Consider the following 19,971-nt stretch of genomic DNA (forward strand, 5'->3'; position numbering starts at 1 on the left):
ACCCGCGTATGACAGCAGCTGCTGCCGACAAGAAGAAGTTGCCCCTGCATTGGAAGATGGGCATCGGCTTTGCGATCGGCCTGGTCCTGGGACTGATCGTGCACGCCCTGGGCGGCAGCGTCGATGGTCTGCAGGCCGGTGCCAAGTGGGTAATGGACTACGTCACCACCCCCGCGTCGGGCCTGTTCCTCAACCTGATCTTCATGCTGATCGTGCCGCTGATCTTCTCGGCGCTGATCATGGGCGTGTCGGAGATGGGCGACATCCGCGCCCTCGGCCGCATCGGCTGGAAGACCCTGGCCTACACCGTGCTGCTGTCCGGCATTGCGGTGGGCATCGGCCTGGTGCTGGTCAACGTGCTCAAGCCAGGCGCCGGCGTCGACCCGCAGACGGCGGCGCTGATGCTGTCGGAGAACGCCGAGCGCAGCAAGGAAATCGTCGCTGGCATCCATGGCACGCCGAAGGGCATGGACATGCTGCTGTCGATCGTACCGAGCAACGTGCTGCAGGCGGCGTCGGACAACGGCGCGATCCTGTCGCTGATGTTCTTCGCGCTGATGTTCGGTATCGGCATGGTGCTGACCGACAACGAGAAGGTCGCCCCGCTGCGTCGCGCCATCGAAGGCGTGTTCGAAATCTCGATGACCCTGATCAACCTGGTCATCCGCCTGGCCCCGTACGCGGTGGCCTGCTTCATGTTCAACCTGGCCGCACTGTTCGGCTTCGAGCTGATCATCCGCCTTGGTGCCTACGTGGGCGTGGTGGTGCTGGCGCTGGGCCTGCACATGATCGTGACCTACGGCACCGCGGTGTGGCTGTCCGGCCGTTCGCCGCTGTCGTTCTTCCGCGATACCCAGGAAGCGACGGTGATGGCCTTCTCCACCGCCTCCAGCAATGCCACCCTGCCGACCGCGCTGCGCGTGGCCGACCAGATGGGCCTGCCGCAGCGCGTCTCGCGCTTCGTGCTGACCGTGGGCGCCACCGCCAACCAGAACGGTACCGCGCTGTTCGAGGGCGTGACGGTGATCTTCCTGGCCCAGTTCTTCGGCGTGGACCTGAGCATCGGCCAGCAGTTCATGGTGATGGCCGTCTGCATCCTCGGCGGCATCGGTACCGCTGGCGTGCCGTCAGGCTCGCTGCCGGTGGTGGCGATGATCTGCGCCATGGTCGGCGTGAACCCGCTGGGCATCGGTCTGATCCTGGGCGTGAACCACTTCCTGGACATGTGCCGCACCGCGCTGAACGTGACCGGCGATCTGGCCCTGACCACCTTGGTGGCCAAGGGCGAGTCGCACGACGGTCCGGCGCTGGCCCCGCACCAGGACTGAGCGCGGGACCACTGCTGGTGACCTGATCGGGGTCGGATTCCATTCCTCTGGGAATGGATCCGACCCCTTTTCACATGCGGAATCCAGCGGAAATCCTGACGTTGCAGGCCAGCCGCCGGCACGACCGGGCACGGTGGGCTGACCCCCCGCCCGGCGACTATGGGACAATAGGCCGCCCGCACGTCCGCGGCCGCCTCCCGATTCCGACAGAACCATGACGCAGCCTACCCGTCGCCAGTTGGCCAACGCCATCCGCTTCCTTGCCGCCGATGCGGTTGAAACCGCAAAGTCCGGCCACCCCGGCATGCCCATGGGCATGGCCGACATCGCCGAAGTCCTCTGGAACGACTACCTCCGCCATAACCCGAGCAATCCGCACTGGTTCAACCGCGACCGTTTCGTGCTGTCCAACGGCCACGGTTCGATGCTGCAGTACGCGCTGCTGCACCTGAGCGGTTACGATCTGCCGATCGAGCAGCTGAAGCTGTTCCGCCAGCTGGGCAGCCACACCGCCGGCCATCCGGAACGCCATGAGACCCCGGGCGTGGAAACCACCACCGGCCCGCTGGGCCAGGGTTTCGCCAATGCCGTGGGCTTCGCCTTGGCCGAGAAGCTGCTGGCACAGCGCTTCAACCGCCCGGAGCTGGAAGTGGTCGACCACCGCACCTGGGTGTTCATGGGCGATGGCTGCCTGATGGAAGGCGTGTCGCATGAAGCGGCGTCGCTGGCCGGTACCTGGGGCCTGCACAAGCTGGTCTGCTTCTGGGACAACAACCACATCTCCATCGACGGCAACGTCGAGGGCTGGTTCACCGACAACACCCCGGAGCGTTTCGAAGCCTACGGCTGGAACGTGGTCCGTGACGTCGACGGCCATGACCCGGAAAGCATCAAGGCCGGCATCGAGGCCGCGCTGTCGCAGAGCGACAAGCCGACCCTGATCTGCTGCCGCACCACCATTGGTTTTGGTTCGCCGAACAAGGGGGGCAAGGAATCCAGCCACGGTGCCCCGCTGGGCAAGGACGAACTGGAAGCCACCCGCAAGCAGCTGGGCTGGGAATACGGCCCGTTCGAGATCCCGCAGGCGATCTACGACGGCTGGCGCGCCGATGGCGCCGGCACCCTGCGCCAGGCCGAGTGGGAACAGCTGTTCGACAAGTACGCCAGCCAGTACCCGGGCGAAGCCGCTGAACTGACCCGCCGTTCGCACGGCGAGCTGCCGGCCGACTTTGTTGCCAAGGCCGACGCCTACATCGCCCAGGTGGCCGCTGAAGGCCCGACGATCGCCTCGCGCAAGGCCTCGCAGCTGGCGATTGAAGCGTTTGCGCCGCTCCTGCCGGAAATCGTCGGCGGCTCGGCCGACCTGGCGCACTCCAACCTGACCTTGTGGAAGGGCAGCACATCGGTTGCCAGCGACGACGCCAACGCCAACTACGTGTACTACGGCGTGCGCGAGTTCGGCATGACCGCCATTGCCAACGGCCTGGCCCTGCACGGTGGCTTCATTCCGTTCGACGCCACCTTCCTGGTGTTCAGCGACTACGCCCGCAACGGCGTGCGCATGAGCGCGCTGATCCCGGCCCACGCCATCCATGTCTACACCCACGACTCGATCGGCCTGGGCGAAGACGGCCCGACCCACCAGCCGGTGGAGCACCTGGCCTCGCTGCGCTACATCCCGAACAACGACGTGTGGCGCCCGTGCGATGCCGTTGAATCGGCAGTGAGCTGGAAGGCCGCGATCACCCGCCAGGACGGCCCGAGCTGCCTGGTGTTCAGCCGCCAGAACCTGCCGCACCAGCCGCGCAACGCCGAGCAGATCGCACAGATCGAGCGCGGCGGTTACGTGCTGGCCGATGCCGCCGGTACCCCGGACGTGATCCTGATCGCCACCGGTTCGGAAGTCTCGCTGGCCACCGAAGCCAAGGCCCAGCTGGATGCGGCCGGCCTCAAGACCCGCGTGGTCTCGATGCCGTCCACCGACGTGTTCCTGCGCCAGGATGCGGCTTACCGTGAATCGGTGCTGCCCAACGCCGTGCGCAAGCGCGTGGCCGTGGAAGCCGGCGTCACCGGTTTCTGGCGCCAGTTTGTCGGCCTGGACGGCGCGGTGATCGGTATCGACACCTTCGGTGCTTCGGCCCCGGCCGATCAGCTGTACAAGCACTTCGGCATCACTACCGCCCACGTGGTGGAAGCCGCCAAGGCCCTGTAAGCAGCTTCGCGGAGCAATGAAGAAGGGCCGGCGCACGCCGGCCTTTCCTTTTCTCAGGCGGTATGCGCCAGCGCCAGGCGCAGCAGGCGTGCGTTCAAGCGCTCGTCGAAATTCTTCGGCGCCTGCAGGCCCATGCGTTGCAGGTACACCGCATCGCCGTCGCCGGCCGGTTGTCGCAGCGCGGCCCAGACCGTGCGCAGCTTGTCGCCACGGGTCTGCGTGTTGGCCTTCAGCCAACCCAGTGCCTTCACCAGCGCCTGCTCGATCTCGTTGAAATCGCTGCCGAGCGGATAGTCCGGCAGGCTGCCATCGGCGCGGAACGGTGCCAGTGCCGCGGCCAATGCCTGCGGCGTGTTGCGCTGCAGGCGCTCGGGATCCGGCTGCGTGGCCTTCAACAGCTTGCGCGCGGCCTGCGCCTGTTGCAGCAGGCCACCTTGGAACGGCGCTTCGGTGATCGCCGTCATCGCATGCACGCAGTCCTCGTCGGTCAAGCCACGCAGGTCGGCGATGCCGTATTCGTTGAGGTAGATATCGCGAAGGTGGCGCGGAATAGTGGTGTGCCCGTAGTTCCAGCGCACGTTGGATTCGCGTTGGCCCTTGTCATCGCGCGCGGCGCGGAACATCAGCACGCTGCGCGCTTCCGGCAGGGCATGTGCCATCGCCACGAAGTTGTACTGGCCGCCCACGCCGGATACCACGCGACCATCGTCCAGCGCATCTGAGACGGCGGCGCCCAGTGCGGTGGCCATCATGCACGAGTTGAAGAATCGGGCATGCCGGCGTTGCAGGCGTTCCAGCCTCTCGTTGCCGCCGTACAGCTGGTTGATCTCGCTGATGCGGCGCATGCCGATCGCGCGGCACTCATCCTCCGGCAGCGTGCGCAGCCACTCGTAGAATTCTGGCGAGCCGAGGTAGAAGGCGCCGTGCAGGTATTCGCCCTCGGCAGCCAGCGTGGCGTGGTCGATCGACAGCGTGCTGCCGTTCTCGATGCGTTGCATCAGCGCCAGGTCGTCGTGCACCTTGCGCTTGATCACCCCGGTCTGCACCAGCCGGCGGAAGCCCTCGTTGAGCATTTCGCTGCAGCCGTACAGGCCGACCTCGAACGGATCCAGCCCGCCGATTTCCTGCACCAGCGGGTGGCTGGCCAGCTGCGGGTCCAGTGCATGCAGTACGCGGCGGTAGCGCGCATTGTCGGTGTGGCGCAGCACAAGCGCATGGCTCAGTGCATCGGCCAGCGTGCCGATGCCGATCTGCAGGGTACCGCCGTCGCGGACCAGGGTGCTGGCATACAGGCCGATGGCGTAGTCGGCATCGCCGACCGGCTGCCGCGGCAGGCCGAACAGTGCCGGGTACGGCGGTGGCGGGGTGATCACCAGATCGAAGAACGACACATCCACCGTGGCCGAACCGCCCAGGTAGGGCAGCTGCGGGTCGATCTCGGCGATCAGCAGGGGCCGCGGAAGGCCACGCGCTGCAATGGCATCGAGCGTGTCCTGGGTGATGTCGTTGTTGCACGACAGCGACAGCCGGCGATCACCCGCCCGCATCGCCACCTTCTGCACGATTACCTGCGGCGCGCGCTGGGCGACCGCGTCGGCGGCGTGGGTGTAGTTCAGGCTGGTATAGCTGGACTGCGCCTGGCGCGAACCGAGCAGGGCGCCGGATTGCATGTAGAACTCTTCCACCTGCACATGTGCCGGCAGCGCGTCGCGTGCGATCGCATCGGCATAGGCCAGACGCGGGAAATCGTCGCCGAAATGGCGCTGCGCGAACGGTGCCATGAAGCGCGCTTCCAGGCCGTTGCCGCGCGCCTTCGGCGGGTTCAACGATAGCGCGGTATACAGCTGCAACGGCCGCGACGGGTCGTGCTCGACGCGCGCGTACAGGGCATTGAGCAGCCGGTGCGGCTTGCCCAGTGCCAGCGGTGCCCCGATCCGCAACGGCCCTTCCACGCGCGCAAACAACCAGTCGACAGCGGCGTCCAGGTCGGTGAGGTGTTCGGTCATGCGCGGCAGTCCTGCGTGTGGGGGAGTGCTGGCATTACAGCATGTCGGGCTTGAACCGCCGTCGACGCGAGACTTCGGCGCCGGCCACCATGAACTGCCCATCGCCGCGGTAGTGCACCGTGCGCGGCAGCTTCGGCCGTGGCGCTACGTGTGCGCGCACGATTTCCCAGATGAACAGGTTGCTCGATGCCACCTGGCTGTCGTCGTACAAGCGGCATTCGAAGTTCGAGTGGCATTGCCCGACCAGTGGCGCGCCGACCTCGCGTGCGGGCAGCGCGTCGAGGCCGAACCGGGCGAACTTGTCGACCTCGCGGCCGCTGCAGTTGCCGATGTCGACCACGGTATCGAGCAACTCCACGCCGGGGAGGTTGATCACGCACTCGCCACTGCCGACGGCCAGTGCATGGCTGTGGTTCTCATTCCACAGGTAGGTGGCGACCAGCGACGGCGAGAAGCCCATCACCATGTGCCAGCCCATCGTCATCAGGTTGCGCTGGCCGCGCCAGGCGGTGCTGACCAGCACGATCGGGCCGGGTTCGAGGAAGCGGCGGGCCTGCTCGACCGGAAAGTCCTTCTTGGGCAGCGCTTTCATCCGGGGCCTGGTGGCGGGAGGAACCGATGCTGGCTCAGCCGGGATGAACCCACAGTCGAGGAGCTTGACAGGCGGATTGATTACGCGCGTAATCGCGCTGTCGATTACGGATGTAAATCATGCCGCCGATCAGCGAAGCCGAGACCGTTGTGATGGAGGTGCTGTGGCAGCAGGCACCGCGTAGCGCCGAAGACGTGGTTGCCGCGCTGGCGCATCGCGACTGGGCCGAGCCGACCATCAAGACCCTGCTCAACCGACTGCTGACCAAGGGCGCGATCGCCGCCGAGCGTGACGGCCGGCGCTACCTGTACCGGCCGCTGCTGCGGCGGCAGGCGTGGGTGGAAGCGCAGAGCCAGGACTTCATTGGCCGCGTCTTCGAGGGCCGCGTGGCGCCGCTGGTGGCGCACTTCAGCGAACGTGGGCAGCTGAGCGCGCAGGACATTGCCGAACTGAAGAAGCTGATCCAGGGGCTGGACCATGACTGAGCTGCTCGATGGGCTGTGGCAGGCCAGCCTGTGGCTGGCAGTGGGCGCGCTGTTGCTGGCGGCACTGCGACCGCTGCTGGTGAGCCTGGGCGGCGCCGGGCTGGCCTATCGCAGCTGGTGGCTGCTGCCGTTGCTGCTGGTGACCTTGCTGCTGCCATTGCCACGGGCTGCGGTGTTGCAGCACGTGCCGACAGTGCCGCTGAAAGTGGTGCCGGGGGCCGTGGATGGACTGACCGGGCAATCACTTCCGTGGGTCCTGCTGGTGCTGCTGGCATGGGCGCTGGGCATGGGTATCTGCCTGCTGCGCGAACTGCGTGCGCAGCACCGTTTCGAACGCAGCATGGGCCCACTGCGTGCGCGCGCCGACGGCAGCTGGCAGGCCAGCGGGGATCCCGGGCTGCCGGCGCTGGTCGGCCTGTGGCGGCCGCGCATCGTGGTCGGCCCGGCATTCGATCAACAGTTCACCGCACGGGAACGGCACCTGATCCTGCAGCACGAGGACAACCATCGCCGCCATGGCGACCACTGGGCCAACGGTTTCCTGCTGCTGATGCGCGCAGTGTTCTGGTTCCACCCGCTGCTGCCATGGGCCGCGCGCCGCTTCCTGCGCGATCAGGAACTGGCCTGCGATGCCCGCACCATCGGTCCGCAGCCTGCGCTGCGCGGCCTCTATGCCAGCACGCTGCTCAAGGCGCAGCTGGTCCACCCGGTTGCGCCCGCGGTTTGCCATTGGCGTAGCCAACCCGTGTTGAAGGAGCGTATCGCCATGTTGAAGCAGTCCAAGCGGAAGGCATTGTTGTGGGTGCCGGGGCAGGTGCTGGTGGTTGGGGTGTGCGTGGGAATGGGCGCAGTGGCATGGGCCAGCCAGAGCGGTGCGATGGCGGATGGCGTCGCCGTGGCCGTCATGGACCGGGAGATCCAGGTCGACAAGATGCCGCCGCCGTCGTATCCGAAGTCGGCAGTCGAACAGCGCCAGGAGGGGGTGGTGACCCTGCGCGTTGAAGTGGATGCCAAAGGCCATCCCAGCGATGTCCGCGTGCTCGGCGCAACCAATCCAGGCGTGTTCGATGCGGCGTCGATCGCCGCTGCGCGGAGCTGGAACTATCGCCCCGCGATGAAGAATGGCAAGCCGGTCGCAGGAGCGGTGAAGATACCGATCACCTACGCCATGGACGGCAACGAGGACGGCCAGTGAAGTCCGCGCCGCTGACGCTGGTGGTGATCCTGCTTGCAGGATGCGCGACCCGGGAGCGCGTGACCACTGTCGACACCCGCAGCGAGAATGTCGGCCACCAGCGCCTGGAGCCCCATGCAGGCGGAGGTGCTGGGCAGATCCAGCCCTATACCCTGGCCGACAGCGAGGGCTACCGGATGCCGCAGTTGCACATGGCACCCGATCCGGTGGTGGGCGAGAGTGACCCGCGCACATCACTGCCGCCGACTACGGTCTGCCTGCAGGTGGTGGTGGATGCGCAGGGCAGCGTTGAACGCAGCATGCCGCTGACCGACCGGAGCGAATGCAGCGCGGGTGGAGCGCCGGAGAATGCGCCCCTGCTGCAGGCCGCGCAGGAGGCGGTGGCGACGTGGCAGTACAAGCCCGCAGCGGTCTGTCACTTCGCAGCGGGCAAGGTGCCGGCGGATCGCGGCGACTGCCGCAGCGCCGAGCGCGTCGAGCCGGTGGCCGTCACCCTGCAGTACGCCTTCACCTTCGAGATCGTGAAAGGCAAGCATGTCGTGCGCACGCAGGGCCGGTAGCGCGCGCATGCCCGGCGAGCGAAGCGGCGCGTGTCAGGCCCCGCCCTGGATGTTGGCCTTCACCGCCGGCTGCATCAGCGCCGGTTCGGCCAGCGTGGCATCGCGGGCCTGGCGCACGCTGACGAACTCGGCCTCGGCCACGCCGTCATGCACGTGGATGTTGTGCGCGCGTTGTTCGCCGATGGTGGTTTCGTTGGCGAAATCACGACCGCCCGGACCGTAGTCGTGGCAGACGAATACGCGGGTGGCGTCGGGCAGGGCCAGCAGGCGCTGGATCGAGCGGTACAGCTGCGCGGCATCGCCGCCCGGGAAATCGCACCGGGCGGTGCCGCCGTCTGGCATGAACAGCGAGTCGCCGGTGAACAGTGCATCGCCGATCAGGTAGGCGACGCTGTCGCTGGTATGGCCGGGCACGGCGATCACGCGTCCATCCAGTCCGCCAAGGGCGAAGGTCTCGCCATCGCTGAACAGGTGGTCGAAGATGTCATCCGCAGCAGGAAGCTGCAGACCATAGCGTGGTGCAAACGTGGCCTGCACCGCACGGATGCCTTCGCCGATGGCGAGCGTGGCCTGCGGAAAGCGCTGCTTGAGGCGACGCCCCGCCGACACATGGTCGGCGTGGGCGTGGGTTTCCAGCAGCCAGCGCAGTTGCAGGCCCTGCTGTTCGATGGCCTGCAGCACCTCGCGCAGCGGTGACTCGCTGCTGGCATCGGTGTCCGGGTCGTAGTCCAGGACCGGGTCGATCAGCGCGGCCTCGCCGCTGGCCGGGTCGCTGGCCAGGTAGCTGAAGGTATTGCTGTCACGGTGGAAGAACGACTGCACCTGGACTGACATTGGAACGCTCCTCAGCGCGTGCCAAGCACGCGGTTCAGCAACTGCGCCAGGTTCTCGCCGGCCAGTCGCAGCTGCGCTTCGGCCAGCGGCCGGTAGCGCTCGGTGTATTCATCACCGATTTTACGCGTGGCCGGATAAACGCCAGCTTGCATGGAAATGCGGCAGCTGGCCTCGGCCCACGTCTGCGGGTCGCGCTGCGGATTGGACTGGCGTGCCAGCTTCGGCGCGCGCAGTCCCTGCAGCAGCGGCAGGTAGCTGTTGTCGTCCAGCTTGCGGGTGTTGAGCATGCCGCTGTCCCACAGCGAGTGCAGGTTGGTACCGCGGTTGCCGAACTGCAGCTGGAAGTCGTTGCCGCCCTTGTCGTGCGCATAGCCGGCGTGCATCGGCTGGTGGATGTCGCCGACCAGGTGAACGACGAACTTCAGCGCCTGCAGGCGCTCACCGTCGGTCAGGCTGCGGTCGCCGAGGATGGCACTCTGCGCCTTCAGTGCCTCGACGATGCAGTTGCCGTTCCTGCAGTGCTTGGGTGCCTCGTAGTGGCAATCGTCTTCGGCGATGTTGACGTAGTGCCAGCCGGCCGAGCGACGGCCCAGGCCGGGGTCCTTGGCGCGCAGCTGGTCGGCCCAGGGCGCGATGCTGGCCAGGGTCGCGTCGGGCTCGGTGGCCAGCAGGCGGTCTACTTCGGCGCGGGCAGCGGGGTTGAGACGGGCGTCGGCGACTTCGGCGACAAGGCGGTGGCCTTGTGCGCCCCAGGCATGGGCCGGGGCGGCGACGGACAGCAGGGCCGGCGCCAGGGCGGCGGCCAGGAACAGGGAGTGCAGGGCTTTCATGCGCATATTCTAGCGGGGTGTCACAGGCCCGGGCTTGACCGGGTCGGGCGTTCGCCACATGGCCTTGATGCGCCGACCGCTAGGGTGACCCGGGCACATGCGGGGAGGGGCCGATGGCGATCACCGACAGGCGCATCATGGCCGGGCATCCCGATGACGACGGGTTTGCCGCCGCGTTCAACGCCCAGGTGGTCTGGCGCATGCGCTGGGCCTGCGCGGTTGCCGGCGCGCTGTCGCTGGGGTTTGCCGTGCTGGACACGTTCTGGCTGCCTGCCGAGGTCCACGCGATGGTGTTGCGCTGGCGGCTGGGCGTGCTGCTGCCGGTACTGCTGCTGGGCGTCGTGCTGACCTTCGTGCCGGTACTGCGGCGCCACCTGCAGTGGTTGGGTGGCAGCGTCGTGCTGGTGAGCGGGCTGGCGCTGGTGACGATGATCTGGACCGCGCACCGCGCCGGCGTGAACTACCCCTACGAAGGCATCAGCCTGTTCCTGCTGCTGAACTATTTCCTGTGCGGGTTGCGCTTCGGGGTCGCGACGCTGACGGGCACGCTGATCGCGCTGGCGTTCGTGCTGGCCGAGCTGCAGGTCGGCCGGCACTGGGCGCAGATGCTGCAGAGCGTGATGTTTGTCCTGGCCAGCAACCTGGCCGGCATTGTCGGCAGCTACATCTCCGAACGGCAGACGCGCGCCACGTGGCGGGCCGAGCAGCGCCTTGATGCGTTGGCCAACCACGATGGCCTGACCGGCCTGCTCAACCGCCGCGCCTTCGATCGCCGGGCCAACCAGATCTTCCAGCGCTATCTGCGTACACCGCATGCGCGTGGCGCACTGCGCATCGCCATGATCGATATCGACTACTTCAAGCGCTACAACGACCACCACGGTCATCCCGCCGGCGACACCGTCCTGCATGCGGTGGCAACCACCCTGGCCGCGCAGTTGCGCGGTAGCGACTCGGTGGTCGCGCGCTATGGCGGCGAAGAGTTCGTGGCGCTGGGGCATTGGGTGCCGGGAGAGCCTGAATCGGCGCCGTTCGAGCAGTTGCGGAAGCAGGTGCAGGCGCTCGCGATCGCGCATGCCGACTCGGATGCGGCGCCAGTGGTCAGCGTGAGCATCGGCGTCGCGCGCTGGCATGACGACGGTGGCGACACGCTGGAACAGGCGTTGGCGCGCGCCGACGCGGCGCTGTATCGCGCCAAGGAAGGCGGTCGCAACCGGGTGGAAGTGGCGGCAGACCAATGACCGGCAATCGATCCGTTCCATGTAGTCACGGCAACGCGCCCGTCGGTAGATCCACGCCATGCGTGGATGAACCATCCCGTCGGAAAAAAAGGCCCCGGCAAATGCCGGGGCAACATGCTGCTAGGGTGCTGGTAACGCGGTGGGCGGAGGCGAAGCCCCCGCCGTGAAAACACCGCTTAGAACTTGAAGACGTACGACGCGCCGTAAACCAGCGGATCAATGTTGACCGTGCCGATCTTCTCGCCGTTCAACTTCACCTTGCTGTCGATGTCGATCCAGCGCATGTCCACGCGCAGGGCGCCCTTCTCGCCGATCGCAAAGTCGACGCCGGCATGTGCGGCCAGGCCCCACGAATCCTGCAGCTTCAGCTTGCTGCCGGCCAGCGCGCCGGTGGTGTCTTCGCTGAAGAAGGTCGTGTAGTTCACGCCGGCGCCGATGAACGGCGACACCTTGCCCTTGCTGTTGAAGTGATACTGCAGGGTCACCACCGGCGGCAGCTGCTTGGTGCTGCCCACGCGGCCCAGACCGTTGATGTTGATGTCATGCTTGAACGGGAGTGCGGCCAGCACTTCGATGCCCAGGTTGTCGGCGATGAAGTACTCGCCGGTGATGGTCGGCTTGACGTCGTTGTCGACGTCGACCTTCAGGGTGTGGCCGGCCAGCCAGCCGTTGTTCGACTTCGGCGCCACCTGGTGGACGCCGGCCGAGACGGTCCAGTCACCCTTGGACTGGGCCATGGCCGGGGCGGCGGCGAAGGACAGGGCGGCGGCCAGGCCGGCCAGGATCAGGGGGGAGGTCATGCGCATGGGGGTGATCTCGTTGCTGGGTGGATGGCGACAGTCTCGGCCTCACGCCGCGCTAACGCTTTGATCCGGATCAAATCCTGTCCGCCGGCCCTCTGGCGGCCGGGGCTGGACCCCGGTGGCCAGCCCCGGTTTGCTAGACTTGTGGGCCCTATCCATCCCGCCGCACCCGTCGCGGCTGCAGGAGCTTGAGAACATGGCAATCAAGGTTGGTATCAACGGTTTCGGTCGCATCGGGCGTAACGTCCTGCGCTCGGCGGTGCTGAACTTCGGCGACGACATCGAAATCGTGGCCATCAACGATCTGCTGGAGCCGGATTACCTGGCGTACATGCTCAAGTACGACTCCGTGCACGGCCGCTTCAAGGCCGATGTGGCCGTGCAGGGCAACGACCTGCTGGTGAACGGCAAGAAGATCCGCCTGACCCAGGAACGCGACCCGGCCAACCTGAAGTGGGACGAAGTCGGCGCCGACGTGGTGCTCGAAGCCACCGGCCTGTTCCTGACCAAGGAAACCGCGCAGAAGCACATCGATGCGGGCGCGAAGAAGGTCATCATGTCGGCCCCGTCGAAGGACGACACGCCGATGTTCGTGTTCGGCGTGAACGACAAGACCTACGCCGGCCAGGCCATCATTTCCAACGCGTCGTGCACCACCAACTGCCTGGCCCCGCTGGCCAAGGTCATCAACGACAAGTGGGGCATCAAGCGTGGCCTGATGACCACCGTGCATGCGGCCACCGCCACCCAGAAGACCGTCGATGGCCCGTCCAACAAGGACTGGCGCGGCGGCCGTGGCATCCTGGAAAACATCATTCCGTCGTCCACCGGTGCGGCAAAGGCCGTCGGCGTGGTCATTCCGGAACTGAACAAGAAGCTGACCGGCATGAGCTTCCGCGTCCCGACCTCGGACGTGTCGGTGGTCGACCTGACCGTCGAGCTGGAAAAGGAAGCCACCTACGCCGAGATCTGCGCCGAAGTGAAGGCACAGAGCGAAGGCGCGCTGAAGGGCATCCTGGGCTACACCGAAGACAAGGTGGTGGCCACCGATTTCGTGGGTGAAACCCACACCTCGGTGTTCGACGCCGACGCCGGCATCGCCCTGGACGGCACCTTCGTCAAGCTCGTGTCGTGGTACGACAACGAGTGGGGCTACTCGAACAAGTGCCTGGAAATGGCCAAGGTTGTCGCCGCCAAGTAAGGCCGGCGAAGATCGCACGCGGACCCCGGCCTGGCCGGGGTTCGTCGTTTATGGGGCCAGCCCTGTCGTAGCATGGCCCGGTTGACCGCTGCCGCTGGGGCGCGGGATCGCAATGGAAGCACGCAATGGAAGCATTGATAGCCCTGGTCGTACTGGTCCTGCTGGCCATCCCGCTGCTGCTGGTGGTGGCGCTGGTGATGATTGCCGGCCTGCGCCGCCGTGTGGCCGCGCTGGAAGGTGTCCTGGCCGTCCGGCCTGCCGCTGCGGCCACCGCCACCGAAGCGGCGCCTGCTCGGCCGGCGGCGGCGGCGACACCACAACCGCCGCCGGCGCCGCAGCCGCCGGTGTCTGAAGCCCCGCCTGCCGAGACGCCTGCGCCCCGTCCCGTCACGCCGCCGCCGGTACCGGTGGCGCCACCGCTGCCGGCCGAACCGGCATTGCCGAATTTCATCGAACGCGGCATCGGCGCGGTCAAGCGGTGGTTCACCGAAGGCAACGTGCCGGTGAAGATCGGCATGCTCGTGCTGCTGGCCGGTGTCGCCGCGCTGCTCAAGTACGTCAGTGACCAGGGCTGGCTGGTGCTGCCGATCGAACTGCGCCTGGCCGGTGTCACCGTGGGTGCGCTGGGCCTGCTGGCGTTCGGCTGGCACCAGCGCGAGCGCCGGCGCCTGTTCGCACTGGCACTGCAGGGCGGTGCCATTGGCGTGCTGCTGCTGACCATCTTCGCCGCGTTCAAACGGTTCGAGTTGCTCAACCCCGGGTTTGCCTTCGCCAGTTCGATCGCGCTGGTGGCAGGCCTGTGCGTGCTTGCGGTGGTGCAGAACTCGCGAACGCTGGCGGTGCTGGGCATCCTGGCCGGCTTCATGGCGCCGCTGTGGCTGTCCACCGGCAGCGGCAACCATGTGGGGCTGTTCAGCTACTACGCCGTGCTCAATGCCGGCATCTTCGCCATCGCCTGGTTCCGCCCGTGGCGCGCGCTGAACCTGCTCGGATTCGCCTTCACCTTCGGCATCGGTACGTTCTGGGGCGTGCTGCAGTACGCACCGGACAAGTTCGGCAGTACCGAACCGTTCCTGCTGCTGTTCTTTGCCTTCTACCTGCTGATCCCACTGTTGTACGCACGCCGGCAGCCGGCCGGGCGCCGCGATCTGGTCGACGGCAGCCTGGTGTTCGGTACGCCGCTGGTCGCGTTCTCGCTGCAGGCCGGCATGCTGCATGAGCAGCCGATGACGCTGGCATTGTGCGCGCTGGGGCTGGCGGCGATCTACGCAGTGCTGGCGTGGGCGTTGATCAAGCGTGCGTCGTACACCGTGCTGGCGCAGTCGCATGCGGTGTTGGCGGTGGGCTTTGCCACGCTGGCGGTACCGCTGGCGCTGTCGGCACGCGCCACCGGTGCCGTATTCGCGTTGGAAGGTGCCGGCCTGGCCTGGCTGGGGCTGCGCCAGAAACGCTGGCTGCCACAGGTGTCCGGTGCCTTGCTGCAGCTCGGCGCTGCGTTCGCCTTCGTGGCTGGCGGCGACCACTGGCACGAGGACCTGCGTTTCCTGCTCAATCCGACCGCCATCGGCGCGCTGTTGCTGGCACTGGCGGGATTCGCCTCGGCCTGGAGCTATCAGCGCAGGCCCCGGCACGAGATCGCACTGGTCTACTACCTGTGGGGCCTGCTGTGGTGGCTGGGTGGCCTGGCGCACGAGATCATCCGCTTCTTCCCGTATCGCAGCGAAGTGGATGCGCTGCTGGTACTGGCTGCAGTCACCGCATGGTTGGCGGCCGAGATGCAGCGCCGGCAACCGGCGCGCGCGCTGGGGGTGACCGCGCTGGTGATGCTGGCGCTGGCCTTCCCGCTGGCCCTGCTGCAGAGCGATGCGCATCAGCAGCCGTTTGCCGGCTACGGCGCACTGGCCTGGGCGTTGTTTGCCGTGCTGGGTGTGCGCACCCTGCTGTGCCTGCGCCAGGGCGGCGACACCGTGGCACGCATCGCGCAGTTCCTGTGGTGGCTGCTGTGGCCGTCGCTGCTCTCGTTGCTGGCGCTGTGGGGCGGTGGCGAGGCCAACCTGGCGCAGGGCTGGACCACCTTGCTGGTCACACTGCCGTGGCTGCTGATGGCGGCCCTGTCGCTGTGGCGCTGGAACGCGCTGCGTTGGCCGCTGGGTGAAGCGTTCGACAGCGTGCGCGCGCTGCTGCAGTGCGTGCTGTTCGGCCTGTTGTCGGTCGGCTGGCTGTTCGGCCAGCTGTTGCCGGGCGATGCCGCGCCACTGCTGTGGCTGCCGGTACTGAACCCGGCCGAGATCGGGCAGTGGCTGAGCCTGCTGCTGCTGGTGCGCTGGCTGTACAGTGACCAGGCGCCGCAGGCCCTGCTGAACATCCGCATGCCGCTGCTGTCACTGGCAACCTTCGTCGCATTGACCAGTGTGGTGCTGCACGGCGTGCACCAGTGGGGTGGCCTGGCGTGGAATGCGTCGATGTTGCGCTTCAGCCTGGCGCAGACCAGCCTGACCGTGCTGTGGAGCGTGCTCGGCGTGATCGCCTGGGTGTGGGGCTCGCGTCGCGGCCAGCGCGTGCTGTGGATGGTGGGTGCGGTGCTGATGGGCGTGGTGCTGGCCAAACTCGTGATTGTCGATCGCCAGCATCTGGGCAACCTGCTGGGTATCGCATCGTTCATCGCCTACGGCCTGCTGTGCACGGTCGTGGGCTATCTGGCACCGGCACCGCCCAGCGCGGCGCCGGCCGTGGAGGAAAAGCAATGAGGACGTGGAGCAGAGCGCTGCTGCCGGCACTGTTCGGCCTGCTGGGCGCCGTCGCGGTGCAGGCCGCCGATTATCGGACGCAGTACGCCGAGCAATGGCCGCTGACCTTGTCCAGCGCGCAGTCCGGTGCCTACCGCGTCGTGCTGGAGCCAGCGATCTACCGTCGTGCCGGTGCGGCCGATCTGGGTGACCTGCAGGTGTTCAACGCCGCCGGCCAGTCATTGCCTTCGGCGCTGCTGGCACCCGATCAGCCGCTGGCGCAGCCGCCGGTACAGCGTGAACTACCGTGGTTCGTGCTGCCGCCGCTGGCCGAAGCGCAGCGCAACGATCTGCAGCTGCTGACCGAGCGTGATACCGACGGCCGCGTGCGCCGGGTCGAGGCACGCGTGAGTGGCAGTGCGGTGGCGAACGGGCAAGGCGGTTGGTTGATCGACGCCAGCGTGCTCGGCCAGCAGCCGGTGGCGGCCCTGGTGCTGGACTGGGCCGACGCCGGCCAGCCGCTGCAGGCGCAGGTGCAGCTGGATGCGAGCGACGACCTGCAGCATTGGCGTTTGATCGGGCGTGACATCCCGCTGGTGGACCTGCAGCGCGCCGGCAAGCGCTTGCTGCAGCGTCGCCTGCAGGTGGATGGCGAGGCACGCTACCTTCGCGTGCTGGCACAGGGCGACGCACGCCTGCCGTCCCTGCGCAGCGTGCTGGCCGAATTGCCGCCGGCGCCGGCCACCGTACCGTGGGAATGGCTGTCGCTGGAACCGACGTCGAGCGGCAAGGGCGAGTACACCTTCGAGCTGGACGGTCGTTTCCCGGTGGCGCGTGCCGACGTGGCCAGCACTGACAACAGCCTGGTGCAGTGGACGCTGTTCAGCCGTGATGATCCGGGCGCGGAGTGGCAGCGGCGCAGTGCGCCGTGGATCGCTTACCAGCTGCAGCAGGGCGCGCAGGGCCAGCGCCAGCAGTCGGCGGCGCAGCCGCTGGGGGACGTGCATCGTGACCGCTACTGGAAGCTGGTGGCCAACCCTGCAGAAACCGGGACGGCGCCTACCCTGCGCCTGGGCTACCAGCCGGAAGTGTTGGTGTTCCTGAGCCAAGGCGCTGCGCCGTATGCGCTGGCGGTGGGCAGTACGACTGCGCGCCGGGTGGAAGCCCCGATCGGTGTGCTGATCGAGGAGCTGCGGCAGCGCAATGATCCTGCTTGGCAGCCGACGCTGGCACGCCTGGAAGGCAGCGCGGAGCCGCTGGCCGGCGACGCCGCGCTGAAGCCGCAGCACGACTGGAAAGCTTGGTTGCTGTGGGCATTGCTGGGCCTGGGCGTGCTGGTGGTGGGCGGTCTGGCGCTCAGCTTGCTTCGGCAGAAGCCTGCGCCTTCGGCGTAGGTTCCGGCGAACGGCGCAGCCCCTGGTGGGTGGGCGGTTGGTCGCGTAGAGCAGAAGCCGCGCTTGGCCGGCCGGGTGGGTTGTCTGGGGGACGCCGTAAATACGTCCCTGTAGGCTCGGTCGCCGCATCCATGCGGCTCACGCCCCCAGCCAACCCACCCGCCCGGCCTTTGACAGTTTCCGGTTGCGTCCGCCCACGTAGAAGAAAAAAGAAAATCAAAAGCGGGTCGCGCGCTGCGCGCACTCGCTGCGGGGTCAGGTCCGTTTTCCGCAGGAAAGCCGATCTGACCCCGTTCTTTCTCCATCCGACATCAGAAACCGCTCTTGCCTTCGCTTTTGCCATCTGCTCGCCTCATGAACCTGTCGAGGCCGGGGTGCTGTGGGGTGGCAGGGGTGTGAGCCGCATGGATGCGGCGACCAAGCCCCATGGACGGGTTTACGGCGTCCCCTGCCATCCCGCAGCACCCCGGCCCACCTGCAGCACCACGAAGCGCCAGCGCTTTGGCTGTTGCTGTTGCTGTTCGCCTCTGCCTGCCGCAGGCATCGGCCCTCCCGCCACCGGCAGCCGATACAATGGCCGTCTGCCGCATCCCGGCATCCCGTCCCTGAGCCAAAGAGTTGCCCATGTCCATCGTCCGCATGACCGACCTCGACCTCTCCGGCAAGCGCGTGCTGATCCGCCAGGATCTGAACGTGCCGATCGAGAATGGCCGCATCACTTCCGAACAGCGCATCACCGCTTCGCTGCCGACGCTCAAGCGCGCGCTGGAGCAGGGCGCGGCGGTGATGGTCACCTCGCACCTGGGGCGCCCGAAGGAAGGCATTTGGAGCGAAGCCGATTCGCTGGCGCCGGTTGCCGCGCGCCTTTCCGAACTGCTCGGTCGCGAGGTTCCGCTGGTGCGCGACTGGGTCGATGGTGTCCAGGTGCAGCCGGGCCAGCTGGTGCTGCTGGAAAACTGCCGCATGAACGTGGGCGAGGGCAAGGACGACGAAGCGCTGTCGAAGAAGTACGCCGCGCTGTGCGATGTGTTCGTGATGGACGCCTTCGGCACCGCGCACCGCGCCCAGGCCTCCACCCACGGCGTGATCCGTTTCGCGCCGGTCGCCGCTGGCGGCCCGCTGCTGATGGCCGAACTGGACGCGTTGGCGCAGGCGCTGGGCGCGCCGGCCAAGCCGCTGCTGGCCATCGTCGCCGGCAGCAAGGTCAGCACCAAGTTGGAACTGCTGGCCAACCTGGTCGGCAAGGTCGATCAGCTGATCGTCGGTGGCGGCATCGCCAACACCTTCATCGCGGCCGCCGGCTACAAGGTCGGCAAGTCGCTGTACGAACCGGATCTGCTGGATACCGCGAAGAAGATCGTCGCCGACGCCAAGGCGCGTGGCGCCGACATCCCGCTGCCGGTCGACGTGGTCACGGCCAAGCAGTTCCTGCCCGATGCCGTTGCCGAAGTGAAGGCCGTTGATGCCGTCGCCGAAGACGACCTGATCCTGGACATCGGCCCGCAGACCGCCGCGCAGTACGCGCAGCTGATCGAGAAGGCTGGCACTGTGGTCTGGAACGGCCCGGTCGGTGTGTTCGAGTTCGAGGCCTTCAGCAAGGGTACCGAAGCGCTGGCCCGTGCCATCGCCAGCTCCAAGGCTTTCTCCATCGCCGGTGGTGGTGACACCCTGGCCGCGGTCGACAAGTTCGATGTCGCCAAGGACGTGAGCTACATCTCCACCGGTGGCGGCGCGTTCCTGGAGTTCCTGGAAGGCAAGACCCTGCCGGCGGTGGCCGCACTCGACGCGCGCGGCGCATGAGTGCCGACCCGCGCAAGGATGTCCTGTTCTTCGACCTCGACGGTACGCTGATCGATTCGCAGGTCGGCATCACCACGTGCATCGCCTATGCGCTGCAGAAAATGGACCATCCGGTGCCGCCGCAGGAGATCCTGCTGGGCTGGATCGGCCCGTCGTTGCGTACCACTTTCGCGCCGCTGTTCGTTGAACCGGCAAGGGTGGAACAGGCCGTGGGCTACTACCGTGAACGGTTCGACGCCGAGGGCTGGTGCGAGCACACGGTGTATCCGCAGGTGGAAGACACCCTGCGCACGCTGCATGGTCGCGGCCACCGCTTGGCGGTGGTCACGGCCAAGAACGAGCCGCATGCGCGCCGCATCCTTGCCCACCTGCCGTTTGGTGGGCTGTTCGAGGAAATTGTCGGCTCCACCCTGGACGGTTCACGCAGCCACAAGCCGGAGCTGGTCGGCGAGGCATTGCGCCGGTTGCAGGTGCAGCCCGCACAGTGCTGGATGATCGGCGACCGCCGCATGGACATCGAAGGCGCACGCCACCACGGCCTGCGCAGCGTTGGCGTGCTGTGGGGTTTTGGCGGTGAAGCGGAGCTCGCCGAAGCCGGCGCCGGCCAGCTGGCGCGCGAGCCGGCTCAGCTGATGACGCTGCTGGCATAAGCTCCTGTAGAGCCGAGCCCACGCTCGGCTCTACGGAATGCCCTGCGCCACCGTATGTCCTGGGGTTGTCCGTTCGATGACCCGCGAAGTCAGGCAGCACAAGGCTGTAACCGT

Annotated in this window: 16 protein-coding genes; 11 read left to right on the top strand and 5 right to left on the bottom strand. The window is 67.2% G+C overall.

What is annotated here, in order from left to right; translation table 11 throughout:
* Positions 1-8 precede the first annotated feature (8 nt).
* Both QZ853_RS10170 and tkt read left to right on the top strand, forming a co-directional pair.
* Positions 9-1,328 carry a dicarboxylate/amino acid:cation symporter gene (locus tag QZ853_RS10170; protein ID WP_295572624.1) on the top strand — a complete coding sequence of 440 codons (1,320 nt, stop codon included), beginning with the start codon at positions 9-11 and terminating at the stop codon, positions 1,326-1,328.
* Positions 1,329-1,542: 214 nt separating this feature from the next.
* Positions 1,543-3,540 carry a transketolase gene (gene tkt, locus QZ853_RS10175; protein WP_295572627.1) on the top strand — a complete coding sequence of 666 codons (1,998 nt, stop codon included), beginning with the start codon at positions 1,543-1,545 and terminating at the stop codon, positions 3,538-3,540.
* A gap of 53 nt (positions 3,541-3,593) precedes the next feature.
* Here the strand turns inward: tkt and QZ853_RS10180 are convergent, their stop codons facing one another.
* Complete coding sequence (locus QZ853_RS10180; RefSeq protein WP_295572629.1) at positions 3,594-5,546, bottom strand: acetyl-CoA hydrolase/transferase C-terminal domain-containing protein; 1,953 nt, start codon at positions 5,544-5,546, stop codon at positions 3,594-3,596.
* 34 nt (positions 5,547-5,580) lie between these two features.
* Positions 5,581-6,138: a flavin reductase family protein gene (locus tag QZ853_RS10185; RefSeq protein WP_295572631.1), complete on the bottom strand. Its 558-nt coding sequence runs from the start codon at positions 6,136-6,138 to the stop codon at positions 5,581-5,583.
* A 119-nt stretch (positions 6,139-6,257) separates the two neighbouring features.
* On the opposite strand from QZ853_RS10185, the gene QZ853_RS10190 reads away from it, so the two are divergent.
* From QZ853_RS10190 to QZ853_RS10200, 3 genes are read left to right on the top strand one after another with little or no spacing between them, the layout of a single operon-like run.
* Positions 6,258-6,623, top strand: a complete 366-nt coding sequence (locus QZ853_RS10190; protein WP_295572634.1) for a BlaI/MecI/CopY family transcriptional regulator — start codon at positions 6,258-6,260, stop codon at positions 6,621-6,623.
* Complete coding sequence (locus QZ853_RS10195; protein WP_295572637.1) at positions 6,616-7,818, top strand: TonB family protein; 1,203 nt, start codon at positions 6,616-6,618, stop codon at positions 7,816-7,818. The genes QZ853_RS10190 and QZ853_RS10195 overlap by 8 nt, the downstream gene beginning before the upstream one ends.
* A complete protein-coding gene (locus tag QZ853_RS10200; RefSeq protein WP_295572639.1) occupies positions 7,815-8,378 on the top strand; it encodes a hypothetical protein in 564 nt (187 codons plus the stop codon). The genes QZ853_RS10195 and QZ853_RS10200 overlap by 4 nt, the downstream gene beginning before the upstream one ends.
* Positions 8,379-8,411: 33 nt before the next feature.
* Here the strand turns inward: QZ853_RS10200 and QZ853_RS10205 are convergent, their stop codons facing one another.
* Together QZ853_RS10205 and QZ853_RS10210 are read right to left on the bottom strand one after the other, a co-directional pair.
* The gene (locus tag QZ853_RS10205) at positions 8,412-9,212 is read right to left on the bottom strand and encodes an MBL fold metallo-hydrolase (protein ID WP_295572642.1); all 801 of its coding nucleotides are present in this window, start codon (positions 9,210-9,212) and stop codon (positions 8,412-8,414) included.
* Positions 9,213-9,223: 11 nt separating this feature from the next.
* Positions 9,224-10,042, bottom strand: a complete 819-nt coding sequence (locus tag QZ853_RS10210) for a S1/P1 nuclease (protein ID WP_295572644.1) — start codon at positions 10,040-10,042, stop codon at positions 9,224-9,226.
* A gap of 113 nt (positions 10,043-10,155) precedes the next feature.
* Between QZ853_RS10210 and QZ853_RS10215 the strand changes: the two genes are divergently transcribed.
* Complete coding sequence (locus tag QZ853_RS10215) at positions 10,156-11,283, top strand: GGDEF domain-containing protein (protein ID WP_295572646.1); 1,128 nt, start codon at positions 10,156-10,158, stop codon at positions 11,281-11,283.
* A 176-nt stretch (positions 11,284-11,459) separates the two neighbouring features.
* Here the strand turns inward: QZ853_RS10215 and QZ853_RS10220 are convergent, their stop codons facing one another.
* The gene (locus QZ853_RS10220; protein WP_295572649.1) at positions 11,460-12,089 is read right to left on the bottom strand and encodes an OmpW family outer membrane protein; all 630 of its coding nucleotides are present in this window, start codon (positions 12,087-12,089) and stop codon (positions 11,460-11,462) included.
* 193 nt (positions 12,090-12,282) lie between these two features.
* Here QZ853_RS10220 and gap point away from each other — a divergent pair, with 193 nt between their 5' ends.
* The 5 genes from gap to QZ853_RS10245 all read left to right on the top strand — a co-directional run bounded on the left by gap (position 12,283) and on the right by QZ853_RS10245 (position 19,857).
* Positions 12,283-13,287: a type I glyceraldehyde-3-phosphate dehydrogenase gene (gene gap / locus QZ853_RS10225; protein WP_019660012.1), complete on the top strand. Its 1,005-nt coding sequence runs from the start codon at positions 12,283-12,285 to the stop codon at positions 13,285-13,287.
* A 125-nt stretch (positions 13,288-13,412) separates the two neighbouring features.
* Positions 13,413-16,034, top strand: coding sequence for a DUF2339 domain-containing protein (locus QZ853_RS10230; RefSeq protein WP_295572652.1), 2,622 nt, complete (start codon positions 13,413-13,415; stop codon positions 16,032-16,034).
* Positions 16,031-17,407, top strand: a complete 1,377-nt coding sequence (locus QZ853_RS10235) for a DUF3999 domain-containing protein (RefSeq protein ID WP_295572655.1) — start codon at positions 16,031-16,033, stop codon at positions 17,405-17,407. Before QZ853_RS10230 ends, QZ853_RS10235 begins: the two co-directional genes overlap by 4 nt.
* A 624-nt stretch (positions 17,408-18,031) precedes the next feature.
* Positions 18,032-19,207 carry a phosphoglycerate kinase gene (locus tag QZ853_RS10240; RefSeq protein WP_295572658.1) on the top strand — a complete coding sequence of 392 codons (1,176 nt, stop codon included), beginning with the start codon at positions 18,032-18,034 and terminating at the stop codon, positions 19,205-19,207.
* Positions 19,204-19,857 carry an HAD hydrolase-like protein gene (locus QZ853_RS10245; protein WP_295572661.1) on the top strand — a complete coding sequence of 218 codons (654 nt, stop codon included), beginning with the start codon at positions 19,204-19,206 and terminating at the stop codon, positions 19,855-19,857. The genes QZ853_RS10240 and QZ853_RS10245 overlap by 4 nt, the downstream gene beginning before the upstream one ends.
* Positions 19,858-19,971: the final 114 nt, after the last annotated feature.

This window comes from uncultured Stenotrophomonas sp., from assembly GCF_913778665.1.
GTDB lineage: Bacteria > Pseudomonadota > Gammaproteobacteria > Xanthomonadales > Xanthomonadaceae > Stenotrophomonas.